The sequence below is a fragment of the Streptomyces sp. NPDC049915 genome, from assembly GCF_040656475.1.
In the GTDB taxonomy this organism is placed as follows: domain Bacteria; phylum Actinomycetota; class Actinomycetes; order Streptomycetales; family Streptomycetaceae; genus Streptomyces.
This window is the reverse complement of the sequence record NZ_JBFAMH010000014.1, coordinates 124,654-143,818: the sequence shown is the minus strand read 5'-3', so window position 1 is coordinate 143,818 and position 19,165 is coordinate 124,654. Positions and strand designations below refer to the sequence as shown.

Annotated in this window: 18 protein-coding genes; 10 read left to right on the top strand and 8 right to left on the bottom strand. The window is 71.3% G+C overall.

The window, feature by feature from the left end:
- Positions 1-127 precede the first annotated feature (127 nt).
- The 6 genes from AB0J12_RS24115 to AB0J12_RS24090 all read left to right on the top strand — a co-directional run bounded on the left by AB0J12_RS24115 (position 128) and on the right by AB0J12_RS24090 (position 5,274).
- Positions 128-1,939, top strand: a complete 1,812-nt coding sequence (locus tag AB0J12_RS24115; RefSeq protein WP_363266442.1) for a phosphatidylglycerol lysyltransferase domain-containing protein — start codon at positions 128-130, stop codon at positions 1,937-1,939.
- A gap of 110 nt (positions 1,940-2,049) precedes the next feature.
- On the top strand, positions 2,050-2,973 hold the full coding sequence (folP, locus tag AB0J12_RS24110; RefSeq protein ID WP_363266441.1) for a dihydropteroate synthase: 924 nt from the start codon (positions 2,050-2,052) through the stop codon (positions 2,971-2,973).
- Positions 2,970-3,473, top strand: coding sequence for a nuclear transport factor 2 family protein (locus AB0J12_RS24105; RefSeq protein WP_363266440.1), 504 nt, complete (start codon positions 2,970-2,972; stop codon positions 3,471-3,473). Before folP ends, AB0J12_RS24105 begins: the two co-directional genes overlap by 4 nt.
- A gap of 259 nt (positions 3,474-3,732) precedes the next feature.
- A complete protein-coding gene (folB, locus tag AB0J12_RS24100; RefSeq protein ID WP_363266439.1) occupies positions 3,733-4,092 on the top strand; it encodes a dihydroneopterin aldolase in 360 nt (119 codons plus the stop codon).
- On the top strand, positions 4,089-4,700 hold the full coding sequence (gene folK / locus AB0J12_RS24095) for a 2-amino-4-hydroxy-6-hydroxymethyldihydropteridine diphosphokinase (RefSeq protein WP_363266438.1): 612 nt from the start codon (positions 4,089-4,091) through the stop codon (positions 4,698-4,700). The genes folB and folK overlap by 4 nt, the downstream gene beginning before the upstream one ends.
- An 85-nt stretch (positions 4,701-4,785) precedes the next feature.
- Positions 4,786-5,274 carry a DUF3180 domain-containing protein gene (locus AB0J12_RS24090; RefSeq protein WP_363266437.1) on the top strand — a complete coding sequence of 163 codons (489 nt, stop codon included), beginning with the start codon at positions 4,786-4,788 and terminating at the stop codon, positions 5,272-5,274.
- Between the two features lie 40 nt (positions 5,275-5,314).
- Here the strand turns inward: AB0J12_RS24090 and folE are convergent, their stop codons facing one another.
- The 6 genes from folE to dacB form a co-directional block, all read right to left on the bottom strand.
- The gene (gene folE / locus AB0J12_RS24085) at positions 5,315-5,920 is read right to left on the bottom strand and encodes a GTP cyclohydrolase I FolE (protein ID WP_363266436.1); all 606 of its coding nucleotides are present in this window, start codon (positions 5,918-5,920) and stop codon (positions 5,315-5,317) included.
- A 133-nt stretch (positions 5,921-6,053) separates the two neighbouring features.
- Entirely contained in the window at positions 6,054-8,093 is a 2,040-nt protein-coding gene (gene ftsH / locus AB0J12_RS24080) for an ATP-dependent zinc metalloprotease FtsH (RefSeq protein WP_363266495.1), read from the bottom strand.
- Between the two features lie 183 nt (positions 8,094-8,276).
- A complete protein-coding gene (gene hpt, locus AB0J12_RS24075; protein WP_031165039.1) occupies positions 8,277-8,837 on the bottom strand; it encodes a hypoxanthine phosphoribosyltransferase in 561 nt (186 codons plus the stop codon).
- A gap of 64 nt (positions 8,838-8,901) precedes the next feature.
- Complete coding sequence (gene tilS / locus AB0J12_RS24070; RefSeq protein ID WP_363266435.1) at positions 8,902-9,942, bottom strand: tRNA lysidine(34) synthetase TilS; 1,041 nt, start codon at positions 9,940-9,942, stop codon at positions 8,902-8,904.
- A gap of 191 nt (positions 9,943-10,133) precedes the next feature.
- The gene (locus AB0J12_RS24065; protein WP_363266434.1) at positions 10,134-11,267 is read right to left on the bottom strand and encodes a zinc-dependent metalloprotease; all 1,134 of its coding nucleotides are present in this window, start codon (positions 11,265-11,267) and stop codon (positions 10,134-10,136) included.
- A gap of 154 nt (positions 11,268-11,421) precedes the next feature.
- Positions 11,422-12,990 (bottom strand): D-alanyl-D-alanine carboxypeptidase/D-alanyl-D-alanine-endopeptidase, encoded by a 1,569-nt coding sequence (gene dacB / locus AB0J12_RS24060; protein WP_363266433.1) that lies wholly within the window; start codon positions 12,988-12,990, stop codon positions 11,422-11,424.
- A 79-nt stretch (positions 12,991-13,069) separates the two neighbouring features.
- Here dacB and AB0J12_RS24055 point away from each other — a divergent pair, with 79 nt between their 5' ends.
- Both AB0J12_RS24055 and AB0J12_RS24050 read left to right on the top strand, forming a co-directional pair.
- Positions 13,070-13,561 (top strand): inorganic diphosphatase, encoded by a 492-nt coding sequence (locus AB0J12_RS24055; RefSeq protein WP_363266494.1) that lies wholly within the window; start codon positions 13,070-13,072, stop codon positions 13,559-13,561.
- A 113-nt stretch (positions 13,562-13,674) separates the two neighbouring features.
- Positions 13,675-15,336, top strand: a complete 1,662-nt coding sequence (locus AB0J12_RS24050; protein ID WP_363266432.1) for a threonine/serine exporter family protein — start codon at positions 13,675-13,677, stop codon at positions 15,334-15,336.
- A gap of 101 nt (positions 15,337-15,437) precedes the next feature.
- Here AB0J12_RS24050 and AB0J12_RS24045 read toward each other — a convergent pair whose 3' ends face one another.
- A complete protein-coding gene (locus AB0J12_RS24045) occupies positions 15,438-16,346 on the bottom strand; it encodes a VTT domain-containing protein (RefSeq protein ID WP_363266431.1) in 909 nt (302 codons plus the stop codon).
- A 140-nt stretch (positions 16,347-16,486) separates the two neighbouring features.
- Between AB0J12_RS24045 and AB0J12_RS24040 the strand changes: the two genes are divergently transcribed.
- Positions 16,487-16,852 (top strand): YbjQ family protein, encoded by a 366-nt coding sequence (locus AB0J12_RS24040; RefSeq protein ID WP_363266430.1) that lies wholly within the window; start codon positions 16,487-16,489, stop codon positions 16,850-16,852.
- A gap of 21 nt (positions 16,853-16,873) precedes the next feature.
- Here the strand turns inward: AB0J12_RS24040 and AB0J12_RS24035 are convergent, their stop codons facing one another.
- Positions 16,874-17,641: a MerR family transcriptional regulator gene (locus AB0J12_RS24035; RefSeq protein WP_363266429.1), complete on the bottom strand. Its 768-nt coding sequence runs from the start codon at positions 17,639-17,641 to the stop codon at positions 16,874-16,876.
- Positions 17,642-17,742: 101 nt separating this feature from the next.
- Between AB0J12_RS24035 and AB0J12_RS24030 the strand changes: the two genes are divergently transcribed.
- Positions 17,743-19,149, top strand: coding sequence for a glutamate decarboxylase (locus AB0J12_RS24030; protein WP_363266428.1), 1,407 nt, complete (start codon positions 17,743-17,745; stop codon positions 19,147-19,149).
- The last annotated feature ends 16 nt before the right edge of the window (positions 19,150-19,165 follow it).

The following is a 19,165-nucleotide window of genomic DNA, read 5'->3' as shown; positions in this document are numbered from 1 at the left end:
CGAGTGAACCTCTCCCCCCGAGACACCGTCCTAGAGGACGCAATGTCGCCGGATGCCCGATACGGCACCGGGTTCAAGGTCTCTCGCAGAACTACGGGATGCGATGTCTGTCAGGGAAGATGGGGAAATGTCGGACGGGGTTCCGAGCCGATCAAGCCGGGTGCGGCGCGTCGTGCGCGGCCCGCGCCCCGAGGCCAGTCCGGTCCTCGTCGGCAGAGCGTGCGCACTCGTGGGTGTCCTGGACATCGCCGCGGGGGTCTTCCCGCGGTTCAGGCACAGCCGTATGCACGCCCTCGCCGAGGTGCTGCCCGGATCGTTCGGGCCGTTCGCGGCGGCGCTCTCGCTGAGCGCCGGCGTTCTGCTGCTGCTGCTCGCCCACGGCCTCAAGCGCGGCAAGCGCCGCGCCTGGCGCGCCGCCGTCGTCCTGCTGCCGGCCGGCGCGGTGGCCCAGTTCGTGTACCGGCACTCGGTCATCGGGGTGCTGATCTCCGTCGCGCTGCTCGCGCCGCTGATCATCCACCGCGAGCAGTTCACGGCTCTGCCCGACCCGCGCAGCCGCTGGCGGGCCCTGGCCAACTTCGTCCTCATGAGCGCCGGTTCCCTCGTGCTGGGTCTGATCATCGTCAGCGTCCATCCGAACCGGATGGTCGGCGACCCGAGCCTGGCCGATCGGATCACGCACGTGATCTACGGCCTGTTCGGCTTCGAGGGCCCGGTCGACTACCAGGGCAACACCTCCTGGACCGTCGCCTTCTCCCTCGGCGCGCTCGGCTGGCTGACCGCCGTCACCACCATCTACCTCGCCTTCCGCCCCGAGCACCCGGCCGCCCGCCTCACCGAGGACGACGAGGAGCGGCTGCGCGACCTGCTCGCCAAGCACGGCGGACGCGACTCCCTCGGCCACTTCGCGCTGCGCCGCGACAAGGCCGTCGTCTTCTCCCCCAGCGGGAAGGCCGCCGTCACCTACCGCGTCGTCTCCGGCGTGATGCTCGCCAGCGGCGACCCCATCGGCGACGTCGAGGCCTGGCCGGGCGCCATCGAGCGGTTCATGGACGAGGCCAAGGCCCACTCCTGGACGCCCGCCGTGGTCGGCTGCTCCGAGACCGGCGGCGAGGTGTGGACCCGCGAGACCGGCCTCGACGCCCTCGAGCTGGGCGACGAGGCGGTGGTGGACGTGAAGGATTTCTCCCTCTCCGGGCGTGCGATGCGCAACGTGCGCCAGATGGTCAAGCGCATCGAGCGGGCCGGCTACGAGACGCGGGTACGGCGTATAGGTGACCTCGGCGAGGCCGAACTCGAGCGCATCCGGCGCGCCGCCGACGACTGGCGCGGCACCGACACCGAGCGCGGCTTCTCCATGGCGCTGGGCCGCCTCGGCGACCCCGCCGACGCCGACTGCCTCATCGCCACCGCCCACAAGGCCGACGACGAGCCCGGCGCGTACGGCGACCTCAAGGCGATCCTGCACTTCGTGCCCTGGGGCACCGACGGCGTCTCGCTGGACCTGATGCGGCGCGACCGCAGCGCCGACCCCGGCATGAACGAGCTGCTGATCGTGGCCGCCCTCCAGGCCGCCCCGAAGCTCGGCATCGAGCGCGTCTCGCTGAACTTCGCCGTCTTCCGCTCGGCGCTGGCGCGTGGCGAGAAGCTCGGCGCCGGCCCGGTGCTGCGCGTCTGGCGCGGACTGCTGATCTTCCTCTCGCGCTGGTTCCAGATCGAGTCGCTGTACAAGTTCAACGCCAAGTTCCAGCCGCGCTGGGAGCCGCGCTTCATCGTCTACCGCGCCTCCGCCGACCTGCCCCGCATCGGCTTCGCCTACATGCAGGCCGAGGGCTTCGTGAACCTCGCCCCGCCGCTGCCGCGCTTCCTGCGCCGCCGCGCCGCCACCCGGCGCCCGTGCGCCCACGGCGTGGCCGAACGCGACGTGCGCGCGGCCTGACCCACCCCTGCGACGGACACGACCGGCCCGGGCGCGGGTCCCCGAAGCACCGGGGCCCGCGCCCGGGCTGTACGGCGATACGGCCCCGGTGAGGGGCCTACGCTGAACATATGAGCAACCACAGCGGACGCCGACGCGTCGCGGGCCTTCCGGACTGGGGCCGCTGCGCGGTCATGGGTGTTGTGAACGTCACTCCCGACTCCTTCTCCGACGGCGGCCGCTGGTTCGACACGACCGCGGCCGTCAAGCACGGTCTCGACCTCGTCGAGCGGGGCGCCGACCTGGTCGACGTCGGCGGCGAGTCCACCCGCCCCGGCGCCACCCGCGTCGACGAGGAGGAGGAACTGCGCCGGGTCATCCCCGTCGTGCGGGGCCTGGCCTCCGAGGGCGTCGTCGTCTCCGTGGACACCATGCGCGCCCGGGTCGCCGCCCAGTCCCTCGCGGCCGGCGCCGCCCTCGTCAACGACGTCAGCGGCGGCATGGCCGACCCCGCGATGATCCCCGCCGTCGCCGACGCCGGCGCTCCCTTCGTCGTCATGCACTGGCGCGGCTTCCTCCAGGGCGGCAACGTCCCGGGCCACTACGCCGACGTCGTCACCGAGGTCGTCGACGAGCTCCACGCACGCGTGCAGGCCGCCCTGGACGGCGGCATCGCCCCCGAGCGCGTCATCGTCGACCCCGGCCTCGGCTTCTCCAAGGACGCCGAGCACGACCTCGCCCTCCTCGCCCACGCCCACCGGCTCCACGCGCTCGGCCACCCGCTGCTCATCGCCGCCTCCCGCAAGCGGTTCCTCGGCCGCATCCTCGCCGGTTCCGACGGCGCGCCCCCGCCCGCGCGCGAACGCGACGCCGCCACGGCCGCCGTCTCCGCGCTCGCCGCGCACGCCGGCGCCTGGGCGGTCCGCGTCCACGAGGTCCGCGCCACGGCGGACGCGGTACGGGTCGCACGCGCCGTGGAAGGGGCGCGTACGGCGCCCGAAGCGCCCCCTGCATCGCCCGCGCCCGGCGCCCACGGGCCCGAAGGAGCCCGGTGAGCGCCCCGCACACCGACGTCGAACAGGTGGAGGCCGCCAACACGGCCTTCTACGAGGCACTCGAACGGGGCGACTTCGAGGAGGTCGCCTCGACCTGGCTCACCCCGGCCGACCTGGGCGTCGACGAGACCTACCACGATCCGGCCGACGCCGGCGTGGTGTCCTGTGTGCACCCCGGCTGGCCCGTGCTCACCGGCCGCGGCGAGGTCCTGCGCTCCTACGCGCTGATCATGGCGAACACCGACTACATCCAGTTCTTCCTCACCGACGTGCATGTCTCGGTCACCGGGGACACGGCCGTGGTCACCTGCACCGAGAACATCCTCAGCGGCGGCCCCGCCCCCACCGAGGGCGAGGAGCTTGGGCCGCTCGTGGGCCAGCTCGTGGTCGCCACGAACGTGTTCCGGCGCACGTCGGCGGGGTGGAAGCTCTGGTCGCACCACGCCTCGCCCGTTCTGGCCGAAAACGACGAGGACGAGGGCGAGGAGTCACCCTCCTGAGTGGGTAGGCGATCTACGGGTCCGCCCGCAGGAACAAGGAAGTGGTCGGAATCACGGGCACCCGGGCCGGGGACGGCCACCAGCCCGTGAGCCAGCGGGTTTCCCAGGGGAAACACGCGGTGAACCTTCCGGAACCGCGCCGGCCCGCCGCCCCGTGGCCCTGCCCTGTCAGTGCCCGCAGGTAGATTCGACCGAGGCCGACGCACCGCCCGCACGCGGTACGGACCGGCCGCACCCGACGATTGCAGGAGTGATTCGCGTGGATCGTGTCGCGCTGCGCGGCCTGAAGGCCCGCGGGCACCACGGTGTGTTCCCCAAGGAACGCGAAGAGGGCCAGACCTTCATCGTGGACCTCGTCATCGGCCTGGACACCCGGCCGGCCGCGGCGGACGACGACCTGGCGAAGACCGTGCACTACGGCATCGTGGCCGAGGAGGTCGTGGCCGTCGTCCAGGGCGAGCCCGTGGACCTCATCGAGACCCTCGCCGAGCGCATCGCCCAGGTGTGTCTGAAGCACGAGGGGGCCAAGGAGGTCGAGGTGACCGTCCACAAGCCGGACGCGCCGATCACCGTCCCCTTCGACGACGTGACCGTCACGATCACCCGGAGCCGAGTATGACCGCACCCTTCACCAAAGGTCACAGCGACCCGACCGTCCAGCCGGTGCCCGCCTCCGTCGTCGAACAGGTCGACGCCGCCGACACCACGCTGCAGAACCCGAAACGGGCCGTGATCGCCCTCGGCTCCAACCTCGGCAACCGGCTGGAGACCCTCCAGGGCGCCATCGACGCCCTGGAGGACACGCCGGGCGTGCGCGTCAAAGCCGTCTCCCCGGTCTACGAGACCGAGCCGTGGGGCGTGGACCCCGGCAGCCAGCCGTCGTACTTCAACGCCGTCGTTCTGGTGAAGACCACCCTGCCCCCGTCCTCCCTGCTGGAGCGGGCGCACGCGGTGGAGGAGGCCTTCCACCGGGTGCGCACCGAGCGCTGGGGCGCGCGCACCCTCGACGTCGACATCGTCGCCTACGCCGGTGTGGTGTCCGACGACCCGCATCTCACGCTCCCCCACCCGCGCGCCCACGAGCGCGCCTTCGTCCTCGCTCCCTGGTACGACGTCGAGCCCGGCGCCGAGTTGCCCGGCCGCGGCATGATCGGGCAGCTCCTGGACAGCGTCACCCGAGAGGGTGTCGCGCCCCGCAAGGACCTGGAACTCCACCTGCCCGAGTAGTCGTTAAGGTCGAGGCGGGCCGCATGCGCGGCCGCACAGGACGGGAGCCGCCCGTCACCCGGTCCGGGGGAGCTGAAGGGTCACCGTGAGAGAGCTGCGCATCAGGGTGCTGGCCGGTGTGTTCGTCGTCGCCGGCATCCTGTCCTGGGCGGGCGCCCGCCTGTGGAACTCGGTGGGGACTCTGCCCGGCGTCCCCCTGGCCGCACCCATCGTCCTCGCGCTGATCGCGGTGGTCCTACTGGCCACCGCGCTGTCGCTGCGCGCCCGCCTCAAGGCCCAGCGCGACCGCGTCCCCGAAGCCAAGGGCGTGGACCCGCTGATGGCGGCCCGGGCGGTCGTCTTCGGCCAGGCCAGCGCGCTGGTCGCCGCCCTCGTCGCCGGCATGTACGGCGGCACGGGCGTCCTCCTGCTGGAACTCCTCGACATCCCGGCCCGTCGCGACCAGGCCATCTACGCCGGCTTCTCGGTCGTCGCGGGCATCGGCGTGATAGCGGCGGCGATCTTCCTGGAGCGCGTCTGCAAGCTCCCGGAGGACGAGGACGACAACAACCAAGGGGCGGCGCACCCGGCGTGACACCGCCCCGCGGGAGCCTTCCGGCTCAGGCTTCCCGGCTTCAGCCGGACATGATCAGGCTCATCGCCTCGTTGCGGGTCGCCGCGTCCCGCAGCTGACCGCGCACCGCCGAGGTGATGGTCTTCGCGCCGGGCTTGCGGATGCCGCGCATCGACATGCACATGTGCTCGCACTGGATGACCACGATGACCCCGCGCGGCTCCAGGATCTCCATCAGGGCGTCCGCGACCTGCGTGGTGAGACGTTCCTGCACCTGCGGGCGGCGGGCGTAGACGTCCACGAGCCGTGCCAGCTTGGACAGCCCGGTGATCTTCCCGCTGGTGGACGGGATGTAACCGACATGGGCGACGCCGCGGAACGGCACCAGATGGTGTTCACAGGTGCTGAACACCTCGATGTCCTTCACCAGCACCATCTCGTCGTGCCCCAGGTCGAACGTCGTCGTCAGGACGTCCTCGGGCTGCTGCCACAGGCCCGCGAATATCTCCTTGTACGCCCGCGCGACGCGGCCGGGCGTCTCCCTGAGGCCCTCGCGGTCCGGGTCTTCGCCGACCGCGATGAGGAGTTCGCGTACGGCGTTCTCGGCACGCTTCTCGTCGAACTCGCCGATGGGGCCGTCGCCGTCCAGCGTCACGGGGTCGGTCATCTGGATCCTCGTTCCTGTACCTGTCACACGTGGGACGCCCACGCGTTTCGAACCGCGGTATACGAAAAGCCGCGCCCCCCAGGCTAGAACCCGGGGGGCGCGGCATCCATTCCGGCCCGGTGGCCGGAACGGCTCAGCTCTCGGGGCGGTCCTCACGCGACGGCTCGGTTGTGGAGGCGGGGTCCGCCGCCGTCGACTTCACCGTGCTGATCGCGGCCGTGGCGCCGTTGGCACCGTTCGTCAGGGCGAGCTCCTTCGGGGAGAGCACCGGCGGACGGGTGGACGGCGTACGCCGGGAGGAACCGGTCCAGGCGGGCCGCGGCGGGCGCTTGACGATGGTGGCGAAGATCTCGGCGATCTCCTCCTTGCCCAGCGTCTCCTTCTCCAGCAGCTGCAGGACGAGGTTGTCGAGCACGTCGCGGTTCTCGACCAGGATTTCCCAGGCCTCGTTGTGCGCCGTCTCGATGAGTTTCTTGACTTCCTCGTCCACCAGCGCGGCGACCTCCTCGGAGTAGTCGCGCTGGTGGGCCATCTCACGGCCCAGGAACGGCTCGCTGTTGTCGCCGCCGAACTTGATCGCGCCGAGACGCTCGGTCATGCCGTACTGGGTGACCATCGCGCGGGCCAGGTTGGTGGCCTTCTCGATGTCGTTCGCGGCGCCCGTGGTCGGGTCGTGGAAGACCAGTTCCTCGGCCGCGCGACCGCCCAGCATGTAGGCGAGCTGGTCGAGCATCTCGTTGCGGGTGGTGGAGTACCTGTCCTCGTCCGGCAGCACCATCGTGTAGCCCAGGGCACGGCCGCGGGACAGGATGGTGATCTTGTGGACCGGGTCGGAGTTCGGTGAGGCCGCCGCGACCAGGGCGTGACCGCCCTCGTGGTAGGCGGTGATCTTCTTTTCCTTGTCCGACATGATGCGGGTCCGCTTCTGCGGGCCGGCCACGACGCGGTCGATCGCCTCGTCGAGCATCTTGTTGTCGACCAGCTTCTGGTTCGAGCGGGCCGTGAGCAGCGCGGCCTCGTTCAGCACGTTGGCGAGGTCGGCACCGGTCATGCCGGGGGTGCGCCGGGCGACGGCCGACAGGTCGACGTCCGGGGCGACCGGCTTGCCCTTCTGGTGGACCTTGAGGATCTCCAGACGGCCCTGCAGGTCCGGCGGGTCGACGGCGATCTGCCGGTCGAAGCGTCCGGGGCGCAGCAGCGCCGGGTCCAGGATGTCGGGCCGGTTGGTGGCGGCGATCAGGATGACGCCGCCCTTCACGTCGAAGCCGTCCATCTCGACGAGCAGCTGGTTCAGGGTCTGCTCGCGCTCGTCGTGACCGCCGCCGAGGCCGGCGCCGCGGTGGCGGCCGACCGCGTCGATCTCGTCGACGAAGACGATCGCCGGGGCGTTCGCCTTGGCCTGCTCGAACAGGTCACGGACCCGGGAGGCACCGACACCGACGAACATCTCGACGAAGTCGGAACCGGAGATCGAGTAGAACGGGACGCCCGCCTCGCCGGCCACGGCGCGCGCGAGCAGGGTCTTGCCGGTACCCGGGCGGCCGTACAGCAGCACACCCTTGGGGATCTTGGCGCCGACGGCCTGGAACTTGGCCGGTTCCTGGAGGAACTCCTTGATCTCCTGGAGCTCCTCGACGGCCTCGTCGCAGCCGGCGACGTCGGTGAACGTCGTCTTGGGGGTGTCCTTGGTGATGAGCTTGGCCTTGGACTTGCCGAAGTTCATCACGCGGCTGCCGCCGCCCTGCATCTGATTCATCAGGAACAGGAACACGACGACGATGAGGACGAAGGGCAGCAGGGACAGCAGGATCCCGAGGAACGGGTTCTGCTTCGAGGGCGAGACCGTGTAGCCCTTCGGAATCTGCTTGTCCTGGTACTTGGTCTGCAGCGTGCCGGCGATGGTCACGCCCTGGTCGCCGATGTAACTGGCCTGGATCTTCGAGCTGCCCTGAACCTTGACGCCGTCCTTGAGCTCGACCTTGATGGTCTGCTCGTCGCCGGTGGTCAGCTTGGCCTGCTCGACCTTGTTGTCGTTGATGGCCTGGACGACCTGGGAGGTGTCCACCGTCTTGTAGCCGCCGGACGAGCCGACGACCTGCATCAACACGACCACGGCAAGGACGGCCAGCACGATCCACATGACCGGCCCACGGAAGTATCGCTTCACGTCCATCCACACGGAGCGGTGCCGCCCCGTCCCTCCTGCCATAGTGAGTTTGATAAGACAGTTCTTCTGACGGTACCCCAGCCTTGGCGTCCGAAGCCGCACAGGACCGCTGACGAACCCGTCTGCATGCTCCAACGGCGGGAGACCCTCCGGGGTTCCCGATCGTCGCGGGGACCGTGCCCGGGTGGGCTAGCCGCCGTAGACGTGGGGCGCGAGCGTACCGACGAACGGCAGGTTGCGGTACTTCTCGGCGTAGTCGAGGCCGTAGCCGACGACGAACTCGTTGGGGATGTCGAAGCCGACCCACTCCACGTCGATGGCGACCTTCGCGGCGTCCGGCTTGCGCAGCAGCGTGCACACCTTCAGCGAGGCGGGCTCGCGCGAGCCGAGGTTGTTGATCAGCCAGGACAGGGTCAGGCCGGAGTCGATGATGTCCTCGACGATCAGGACGTGCTTGCCCTTGATGTCGGTGTCGAGGTCCTTGAGGATCCGCACCACACCGGAGGACTGGGTGCCCGCGCCGTAGGAGGAGACGGCCATCCAGTCCATGGTGACGGGGGTGGACAGCGCCCGGGCCAGATCGGCCATGACCATCACGGCGCCCTTGAGGACACCGACGATCAGCAGGTCCTTGCCCGCGTACTCCGCGTCGATCTTCGCGGCCAGCTCGGCCAGCTTCGCGTCGATCTCTTCTTTGGTGATGAGCACCTGCTGAAGGTCGGCACCCATGTCTTTCGCGTCCACCCGCATCACTTTCGGTCGGTCGTCCCACCGGCCGGTCCGCCCCCGCCGCAGGTGCGAAAGGGGTCGGGACTCAGCCTTGCCGAATCACCAGTCTGCCACCCTGGCGCCGGGCGACGACTTTGCCGGGCAGATTGATGGCCCCCTGACCACGCCAGCCGGTGATCAGCCGGTCCATCTCCTCGATGTGCCGGGCGAAGAGGGAACCGGCCGGGGCGCCGGCCTCGATGGCGGCGCGGCGCAGGATCCGGCGGCGTACGGCGGGCGGGAGGGCGTAGAGCTTGGCGCACTCCAGCCGGCCGGCCGCGTCGCGCACCCCGGCCTCGGCCTGGCTGGCCCAGGCGTCGAGCGCGTCGGCGTCGTCGCGGGAGAGCTGGGCCGTACGGGCGAGGGCCTCGACGACGCCCTTGCCGAGGGCCTTCTCGAGGGCGGGCAGGCCCTCGTGGCGCAGCCGGGAGCGGGTGTAGGCGGGGTCGGCGTTGTGCGGGTCGTCCCAGACGGGCAGGGACTGGACCATGCAGGCCTTGCGCGCGGTCTGACGGTCGAGCTGGAGGAAGGGGCGCCGGTAACGGCCGCCGGCCCCCGAGACCGCGGCCATGCCGGACAGGGAGCGGATGCCGGAGCCGCGGGCGAGGCCGAGCAGGACGGTCTCGGCCTGGTCGTCGCGGGTGTGGCCGAGGAGGATCGCGGCGGCGCCGTGGCGCTGCGCCGCGTCGTCCAGGGCGGCGTAGCGGGCGTCGCGGGCGGCGGCCTCGGGGCCTCCCTCGCGGCCGACGGTGACGGCGGTGGACTCCACGGGGGCGAGGCCGAGGTCGGTCAGGCGCAGGACGACTTCGGCGGCGCGCAGGTCGGAGCCGGGCTGCAGGCCGTGGTCGACGGTGACGCCGCCGGCGCGGATCCCGAGGCGGGGGGCCTCGAAGGCGAGGGCGGAGGCGAGCGCCATGGAGTCGGCGCCGCCGGAGCAGGCCACGAGCACGAGCGGCGCGGGCGGGCGCTCGAGCAGCGCGGTCCCGGCGGAGGCGGCAGTCGGGGAGGCGTGCTGTTCGGTGAGGATGTCGTGGAGGACGCGGCGGACCGCCAGGCGTATCGCCGCGACCGCAGGATGGGGACCCATGTCCGGTTCCCTTCAGGAAGCTCGTCGGGGGTGAACCCGTGTCAGTCACTCAGAGTGTGTAGATGGTGACAGAAACGGGCGGTGACCCGAGCATTGCACGCCTGTCCACGGCTCACGGTCCCTCGGACGGGTGATTGAAGGGGCGTTCGCCTGCCGTCGGCCGGATCGTGTTCACCACCGTGGTCCGCCGTTCACCCCTCGGGCCTGCGGTGCACCCGCGCGACCCAGTCCGCCGGTTTGGAGATCTCCGCCTTGGTAGGGAGTGTGTTCGGGGAAGTCCACGCACGGTTGAAGCCGTCCATGCCGACCTCGTCGACCACCGCGCGCACGAAGCGCTCGCCGTCCCGGTACTGCCGCAGCTTGGCGTCCAGGCCGAGCAGTTTGCGCAGGGCGAGGTCCAGACGGGAGGCGCCCTTGGCGCGGCGCTGCTGGAACTTCTCGCGGATCTCGGCGACGGAGGGGACGACGGACGGGCCGACGCCGTCCATCACGAAGTCGGCGTGGCCTTCGAGCAGGCTCATCACGGCGGTGAGGCGGCCGAGGATCTCCCGCTGGGCGGGGGTCTGCACGATCTCCACGAGGGAGCGGCCGCCGTCGTCCTCCTCGCCCTCGGGACGGCCGCCGGCCAGCGACTGGGCGGCCTCCCGGACGCGCTCCAGGATGGTCATGGGGTCGACGTCGGTCTCGGCGAGGAACGACTGGATCTCGCCCTCCAGATGGTCGCGCAGCCACGGCACGGCGCTGAACTGGGTGCGGTGCGTCTCCTCGTGCAGGCACACCCAGAGGCGGAAGTCGTGCGGCTGGACGTCGAGTTCGCGCTCGACGTGGACGATGTTGGGGGCGACGAGCAGGAGGCGGCCGCCGCCGTGCTCGCCGGCCGGGAGCTCACGGGTGGCGGGGGCGAAGGTCTCGTACTGGCCGAGGACGCGGGAGGCGAGGAAGGACAGCAGCATGCCCAGTTCGACGCCGGTGACCTTGCCGCCGACGGCGCCGAGGACCTGACCGCCGGGGGTGCTGCCGCGGCGCTCCTGCATCTTCTGCAGCAGCGGCTTGAGGATCTCGCGGAAGCCGGCGACGTTGGCCTTCACCCAGCCGGGGCGGTCGACGACGAGGACGGGGGTGTCGTGGATCTCGCCGGTCCCCATCCGGGTGAAGCCCCGGACGTGTTCCTCCGAAGCCTTGGCGTGACGGCGCAGTTCCGCGACGACGTCACGGGCCTCCTCGCGGCTGACCTCGGGGCCCGGCCGTACGAGCCGGGTCGCGGTCGCGACCGCGAGATTCCAGTCGATCATCCCAGCAGATGCGGCACCACCGATGCTCGTCATGTGTCAACCGTACGTGAGCGTCACCGCTTGGGGCAGGCCGTGGGGTTGGGCAACGCCCGGAGTGTCCCCGGGGGTGCCGAGGTGGTCGCGTCGCCAGCGGACCCCGCCGTTTGCCGGGCATGCGGCACTGCGACCGCACGGCCGGTGGCGTGGTTCAGCCCGCCAGTGCCGTGGCCGCCCGGTCCAGGGCGCGTTGGGCTGCTTCCGGGTCCGTCGTGCCGGAGGCCAGGAAGGCGAAGGCCAGGACGTGGCCCTGGTGGTCGACGACCGTGCCGGCGAGGCTGTTGACGCCCGTCAGGGTGCCGGTCTTGGCGCGGACGATGCCGGCCGCGCCGCCCGCGTAGCGGGTGGTCAGGGTGCCGGTGAAGCCGGCGACGGGGAGGCCGGTGAGGACGGGGCGCAGGTCGGGGCGGGCCGGGTCGCCGGCGGTGACCAGGAGGGCCGTCAGGAGGTGCGCCGTGAGGCGGTCGGAGCGGTCGAGGCCGCTGCCGTCCCTGAAGGCGGCCCCCGCAGGCGGCAGACCGAGCCTGGCGAGCTGCCGCTGGATCGCCTCGCCGCCGCCCGTGAAGTCGGGGCGGACACCCGTGGCGAGGGCGGTCTGGCGGGCCAGGTGCTCGGCGATGTCGTTGTCGCTGTTGGTGAGCATCCGCTCGACCAGGTCGGACAGCGGCGGGGACGTCACCGTCGCGAGCGGCAGGGCGCGCGCGGTTGCCTTGGAGGGGCCGGGGGACTTGGTGCGGATGCCCTGCGCGTTCAGGAGGTCGGCGAAGCGGCGGGTGGCGTCGGCCGCGGGTTCGGCGGTGCGGGGTGCCGGCCCGGACGACGAGTCGTCGGTGCGGGCCTCGTCGACCATGAGGGCGGTGACGGGGGCGAGGTTCTCGTTGACCCCGATGGGGTGAAGTTCGGAACCGGCGTACAGGCTCGTGTCGTACGACAGCGTCACCTCGTTCACGCCGCGCTTCTTCAGGGCGGTGGCCGTGGACGCGGCGAGGGTGCGCAGGCTCGCCCAGCCCCCGGCGTCCGCGCGGGCGGTGAGGGTCGGGTCGCCGCCGCCGACCAGGATCAGCTCGCGGGTGTCGGGCTCCAGCACCGCGCGCGTGGCGAGGCGGTGATCGGCGCCCAGGGCCGAGAGCGCGGCGACCGCCGTGGCGATCTTCGTCGTGGACGCGGGGGTGAGCGGGTCGTCGGCGCCGACGCCGTACAGACGCCTGCCGGTGGCCAGGTCGACGACGACGGCCGCGCGCCGGTCGCCGAGGGCGGGGTCCGTCATCAGCGGGTCGAGGAGGCCGGCCAGGGCCGGTCCGCCGGGCGCGGACCGCACCGAGGTCGCGGCCCCGCCGAGGCCGGTGAGGACCGCTGCCGCGCTCGGCGCGGGCCGGGGCACCCCGCCCGCCGCCCCGGAGGATCCGGATGAATCGGACGTACGGCCGTGATCTGCGCCACCCGTGCCTTCCTGGGCGGCTGCCCACTCCCGTTCGGCCGTACGCTGACCCGAGTCCCAGGGGCCGGCGGCGGTGACGACGCCGGCGGCCAGTGCGAGACCGACAGTGGCGGCACCGGCTGTGTACTGCCAGGTTCTGACGGGCTGCGGCCGGGTGGCACGCGTGCCGCGCAGCCGGCCGGCGACGGTGGCGGCGCTTCGCAGCCGCGGCCGTACGCTGTCCGCGATCCGCGCCATGTGCCCTCTCGCGGCCCGCCAGGGCCTCAGTTCCGGCACGACCACCAGCCCCTTTCGCGATCACACACTGGCGTGAGGGACACTTAATCACCCGAAGTATGTGTTGATCATGGAGGAGCCACCGGTGGAGTTCGACGTCACGATCGAGATCCCGAAGGGTTCGCGGAACAAGTACGAAGTGGACCACGAGACGGGTCGGATCCGCCTGGACCGGCACCTCTTCACCTCGACGGTCTACCCGGCCGACTACGGCTACATCGAGGGCACCCTGGGCGAGGACGGCGACCCGCTGGACGCGCTGGTCATCCTGGACGAGCCCACCTTCCCCGGCGTGCTGGTGAAGTGCCGCGCCATCGGCATGTTCCGCATGCGCGACGAGGCCGGCGGCGACGACAAGGTGCTGTGCGTGCCCGCGTCCGACCCGCGGATGGAGCACCTGCGCGACATCCACCACGTCTCGGAGTTCGACCGCCTGGAGATCCAGCACTTCTTCGAGGTCTACAAGGACCTGGAGCCGGGCAAGAGCGTCGAAGGCGCCAACTGGGTCGGCCGCGCCGACGCCGAGACCGAGATCGAGCGCTCCATCAAGCGCGCCGGCGAGCACGGCGGCCACTGAGGCCCCGTAAGCCCGCTGACCGGTGACGGGCCGCACGCGCACGCGTGCGGCCCGTCCGGCGTCTGTGCGCATACTGAGGGCTACGGAGTGTCGTACAGGGAGCGCTGCTGCAAGTGACCGAGGCGGAAGATCGCAAGCCGCAGTCGGACGAGGCGAGGAGCGTCTACGACCCCGAGATCACGTCCGAGTTCGCCATTCCCGACGGGCTCGCCGTGCCCAAGGTGGGCGGGGAGTCGGAGACGACGTCCGAGTTCGCGCTGCCGGACGGCCTGGAGGCGCCGCAGCCGGCCGGGGCCGAGCCGGAGGGGTCGGCGTTCAGCCCGCCGCGCACCTACAGCGCCAAGAGCGCCCCGCCGGCCTTCACGCCGCCCGGCGGCACACCGGCCGTCAGCCTCACCAAGGACGTGCCGTGGCAGGACCGGATGCGCACGATGCTGCGCATGTCGGTGACCGAGCGGCCGGCCCCGGAGAAGGCGCACAAGCCGGAGGAGGGCGGCCCGGCCGTCCCGCGCGTGCTGGACCTGACGCTGCGTATCGGCGAGCTGCTGCTGGCCGGCGGCGAGGGAGCCGAGGACGTGGAGGCGGCGATGTTCGCGGTGTGCCGCTCCTACGGTCTGGACCGCTGCGAGCCGAACGTCACCTTCACCCTGCTGGCGGTCTCCTACCAGCCCTCCCTCGTGGAGGACCCGGTCACCGCGTCCCGGACCGTAAGGCGCCGGGGCACCGACTACACGCGCCTCGCGGCCGTGTTCCGGCTCGTGGACGACCTGAGCGACCCGGACACCCACATCTCCCTGGAGGAGGCCTACCGGCGCCTGGCGGAGATCCGCCGCAACCGGCACCCGTTCCCGACCTGGGTGCTGACCCTGGCCAGCGGGCTGCTCGCGGGCGCGGCCTCCCTGCTGGTCGGCGGTGGTGCGCAGGTGTTCGCTGCGGCCATGGTGGGCGCGATGCTCGGCGACCGGCTGGCATGGCTGTGCGCCGGACGCGGGCTGCCGGAGTTCTACCAGTTCACGGTCGCCGCGATGCCGCCGGCCGCGATCGGCATCACACTGACCCTGGCGCACGCGAACGTGAACGCGTCCGCCGTCATCACCGGTGGGCTGTTCGCGCTGCTGCCGGGGCGGGCGCTGGTGGCGGGCGTACAGGACGGCCTGACCGGCTTCTACATCACCGCCTCGGCGCGGCTGCTGGAGGTGCTGTACTTCTTCGTCGGCATCGTCATCGGCGTGCTGGTGATGCTCTACGTCGGCGTGCAGCTGGGGGCCCACCTAAACCCCGACGCGGCGCTGCGGCTCCAGGAACGGCCGCTGATCCAGATCGCCGCGTCGATGCTGCTGTCGGCGACCTTCGCGGTGCTGCTCCAGCAGGAGCGGTCCACGGTCCTCGCGGTGACCCTCAACGGGGGCGTGGCGTGGGTCGTGTACGGCGCGATGCACTACACCGGGGGTTTCTCGCCGGTGGCGTCCACGGCCGTCGCGGCAGGGCTCGTGGGGCTGTTCGGGCAGCTGCTGTCGCGCTACCGGTTCGTGTCGGCGCTGCCGTACACGACGGCGGCGATCGGGCCGCTGCTGCCGGGTTCCGCGACGTACTTCGGGCTGCTGTCGATCGCGCAGAACGACGTCGACAAGGGGCTGGTGTCCCTGACGAAGGCGGCGGCGCTGGCGATGGCCATCGCGATCGGGGTGAACCTGGGGTCGGAGATCTCCCGGCTGTTCCTCAGGGTCGGCTCCGCCGACAAGCGCCGCGCCGCCAAGCGCACGCGCGGCTTTTGACGCGGGGCGCCTGCCGGCTCGGTGGGTGTGCTCCACGCCGGCGGGTGCGGGTCCGTGCGGCTTGATCGCGCGGTTCCCCGCGCCCCTTCGGGTCGGCTCCGTCAGCCCTGGTTGTAGGGGTACTGGCCGTTGTACGGCTGCTGCCGGCCGTAGCCCTGCGGGTACGGCTCCTGCGGGTACGACTGCTCCGGGTACTGCTGCTGGTACTGCTCGCCGTAGTACTGGTCGCCGTACTGGTCACCGTGCTGGTCGCCGTACGGCTGCTGGGGCTGCCGCTGGTGCTGGTGCTCGTAGTTAGGCGTCGGGTCGATGCGGCGCAGCTGGGTCGTCGCGTCGTCCATCGCCGGGGGCACCGGGGACGGGGCCTGGGCGGGCCGCTGCTGGGCCTTCTTGTTCTTGCTGCGGGCGCGCAGGAACTCGATGGCGATGGGGACCACCGAGACGAGGACGATCAGGATCAGGATCGCCTCGATGTTGTTCTTGACGAAGTCGACGTTGCCCAGCCAGGAGCCCAGCAGGGTCACACCCGCGCCCCACAGGACGCCGCCGATGACGTTGAACAGCAGGAACGAGCGGTACCGCATGCCGCTGACGCCGGCGATGATCGGCGTGAACGTGCGCACGATGGGCACGAAACGGGCCAGCACCAGGGACTTCGGGCCGTACTTCTCGAAGAACTCGTGCGCCTTGGTGACGTTCTCCTGCTTGAACAGGCGCGAGTCGGGGCGGTTGAACAGGGACGGCCCGACCTTCTTGCCGAACATGTAACCCGCCTGGTCGCCGAGGATCGCGGCGGCGCAGATCAGGGCGATCGCTCCCCACAGAGGGAAGTTCAGCTGGTGCGAGGTGATCAGCAGGCCGCAGGTGAACAGCAGCGAGTCACCCGGCAGGAAGAAGCCGATCAGCAGTCCCGACTCCGCGAAGACGATCAGGAGCAGGCCCCAGATGCCGAACGTGTCCAGGAGATGGTTCGGGTCGAGCCAGCTCGGGCCGAGGGCAAGCGTCGTCACGGTTCCGGGCTCCTGAGAGGGTGGGGAAAGTACGGCGGCAGGTACCGCGCACCCAAAGCTATCAACGCCCGGTGAACGGTCCGGGTTCCCCGGGTTCTCTCAGGATGCACACGGCGCCGCCCCGTACGAAGCTGTGGACCATGGGCATCGACGATTACGGCGGCGGCCAGACACCCCAGTCGGATGTGCTGGTCGTCACCACGAACGACGTACCGGGTCACCGCGTGCAGCAGGTCATCGGTGAGGTGTTCGGGCTGACCGTGCGCTCCCGGCACATCGGCAGCCAGATCGGCGCCGGGCTGAAGTCGCTGGTCGGCGGCGAGCTGCGAGGGCTGACCAAGACCCTTGTGGAGACCCGCAACCAGGCGATGGAACGGCTGGTGGAGCAGGCACGCGCGCGTGGCGCCAACGCCGTGCTGGCGTTCCGCTTCGACGTGACGGAGGCGGCGGACGTGGGCACGGAGGTGTGCGCGTACGGCACCGCGGTGGTCGTGGCCCGGGAGTGACCCGCCCGGGCCACGATCACCTCAGGCGGTGTGCCGGGCCGCGTTCGCCTTGATGGCGTCGCGCAGGTGTTCGGCCAGGCCGGGGCGCATGGCGTCGTAGTACGCCTTGAAGCGCGCGTCGGAGGCGTACATGTCGCCGAGGCACTGGTGCATCTCGTGCCCGCACTCGTAGAACCACGTGCTGATGTGCTGCCGGTGCTCCTCGGCCAGGTCCATGGCGCGTGCGCCGGTGGCGGGCTCACCGGCGGTCACCAGCGCGACGTACCGCTCGCTCCAGTCGTCGACCTCGGCCTTGATCCGCTTCCAGTCCTCCTTGGTGTAGCGGGAGGCGCGCCGCTGCGACTCGGCCCACGAGTCGGTGGCGCCCCAGCGCTCCTCCGCCTCCCGGGCGTACTCCTCGTTGAAGGGGTCCTTGTCCCCGAACACCTCGAACCGCTCCTCGGGTGTGAGCTGGATTCCCATCGTGCGTGCCTCCATGGCGTGCTCCACGGCCTCGGCCATCTTCTGCAGCTTCTCGATCCGGGCGCTCAGCAGCTCGTGCTGGCGGCGCAGGTGCTCCCGCGGGTCCGCGTCCGGGTCGTCGAGCAGGGCCGCGACCTCCTCGAGCGGGAAGCCGAGCTCCCGGTAGAACAGGATCTGCTGCAGCCGGTCGAGGTCGGCGTCGCTGTAGCGCCGGTGGCCCGCGTGGCTGCGCTCGCTCGGGACGAGCAGACCGATGTCGTCGTAGTGGTGCAGGGTGCGCACCGTGACCCCGGCGAAGCCGGCGACCTGTCCCACGGAATAGCTCACTTCCGCTCCCTTCTCTCGTGCGCCCTCCACCCTGGGTCCTCACGCCACGTGAGGTGCAAGCCCGCGTGCGGGCCCGCCGGAGCGGACTTAGCGTCGGATGCATGCCCCTGCACCAAGGCGCCCAGCAGCCCGCCGACCGTCCACTGGCCGTCAACCCGTTCTACGGCCAGGCGAATCCGGTCGGCGAGATGACACAGGCCCCGCCCACACACCGCCTCCCCGACTCCCCGATGCCGCCGACCACGGCGTACCAGCTCGTGCACGACGAGCTGATGCTGGACGGCAACTCCCGGCTGAACCTGGCCACCTTCGTCACCACCTGGATGGAGCCGGAGGCCGGCGTGCTGATGGCGGAGTGCCGCGACAAGAACATGATCGACAAGGACGAGTATCCGCGCACCGCCGAACTGGAGCGGCGCTGTGTGGCGATGCTCGCCGACCTGTGGAACGCGCCGGACGCGTCGGCGGCCGTGGGCTGCTCCACGACCGGTTCCAGCGAGGCGTGCATGCTGGCCGGGATGGCGCTCAAGCGGCGCTGGATGCGGCGCAACGGCGACAGGTACCCCGGGGCGCGGCCCAACCTCGTCATGGGCGTCAACGTGCAGGTCTGCTGGGACAAGTTCTGCTCCTTCTGGGAGGTGGAGGCGCGGCAGGTGCCCATGGAGGGCGAGCGCTTCCATCTCGACCCGCAGGCCGCGGCGGAGCTGTGCGACGAGAACACGATCGGCGTCGTCGGCGTCCTCGGCTCCACCTTCGACGGCTCCTACGAGCCGATCGCCGACCTGTGCGCCGCCCTGGACGCACTCCAGGAACGCACCGGCCTGGACATCCCGGTGCACGTCGACGGGGCGTCCGGCGCGATGGTCGCGCCGTTCCTCGACCCGGATCTGGAGTGGGACTTCCGGCTGCCGCGGGTGGTGTCGATCAACACCTCCGGGCACAAGTACGGGCTGGTGTACCCGGGGGTCGGCTGGGCGCTGTGGCGGGACGCGACGGCGCTGCCGGAGGAGCTGGTGTTCCGGGTCAACTACCTCGGCGGCGACATGCCGACCTTCGCGCTGAACTTCTCCCGGCCCGGCGCTCAGGTCGTGGCGCAGTACTACACGTTCCTGCGGCTGGGCCGGGACGGCTACCGGGCGGTGCAGCAGGCCTCCCGGGACGTGGCGCGCACGCTCGCGGAACGGATGGAGGCGCTCGGCGACTTCCGGCTGCTGACCCGGGGCGACCAGCTGCCGGTGTTCGCGTGCACCACGGCCGAGGACGTCACGGCGTACGACGTCTTCGACGTCTCCCGGCGGCTGCGCGAGCGGGGCTGGCTGGTGCCGGCGTACTCCTTCCCGCCGAAGCGGGAGGACCTGTCGGCGCTGCGGGTGGTGTGCCGCAACGGCTTCTCCTCGGACCTCGCCGAGCTGTTCGTCCAGGACCTCACCCGCCTGCTGCCCGAACTGCGCCGCCAGTCGCATCCGATGACCCAGGACAGGGGCGCGGCGACCGGCTTCCACCACTGAGCCCCGGCCCAGAAAA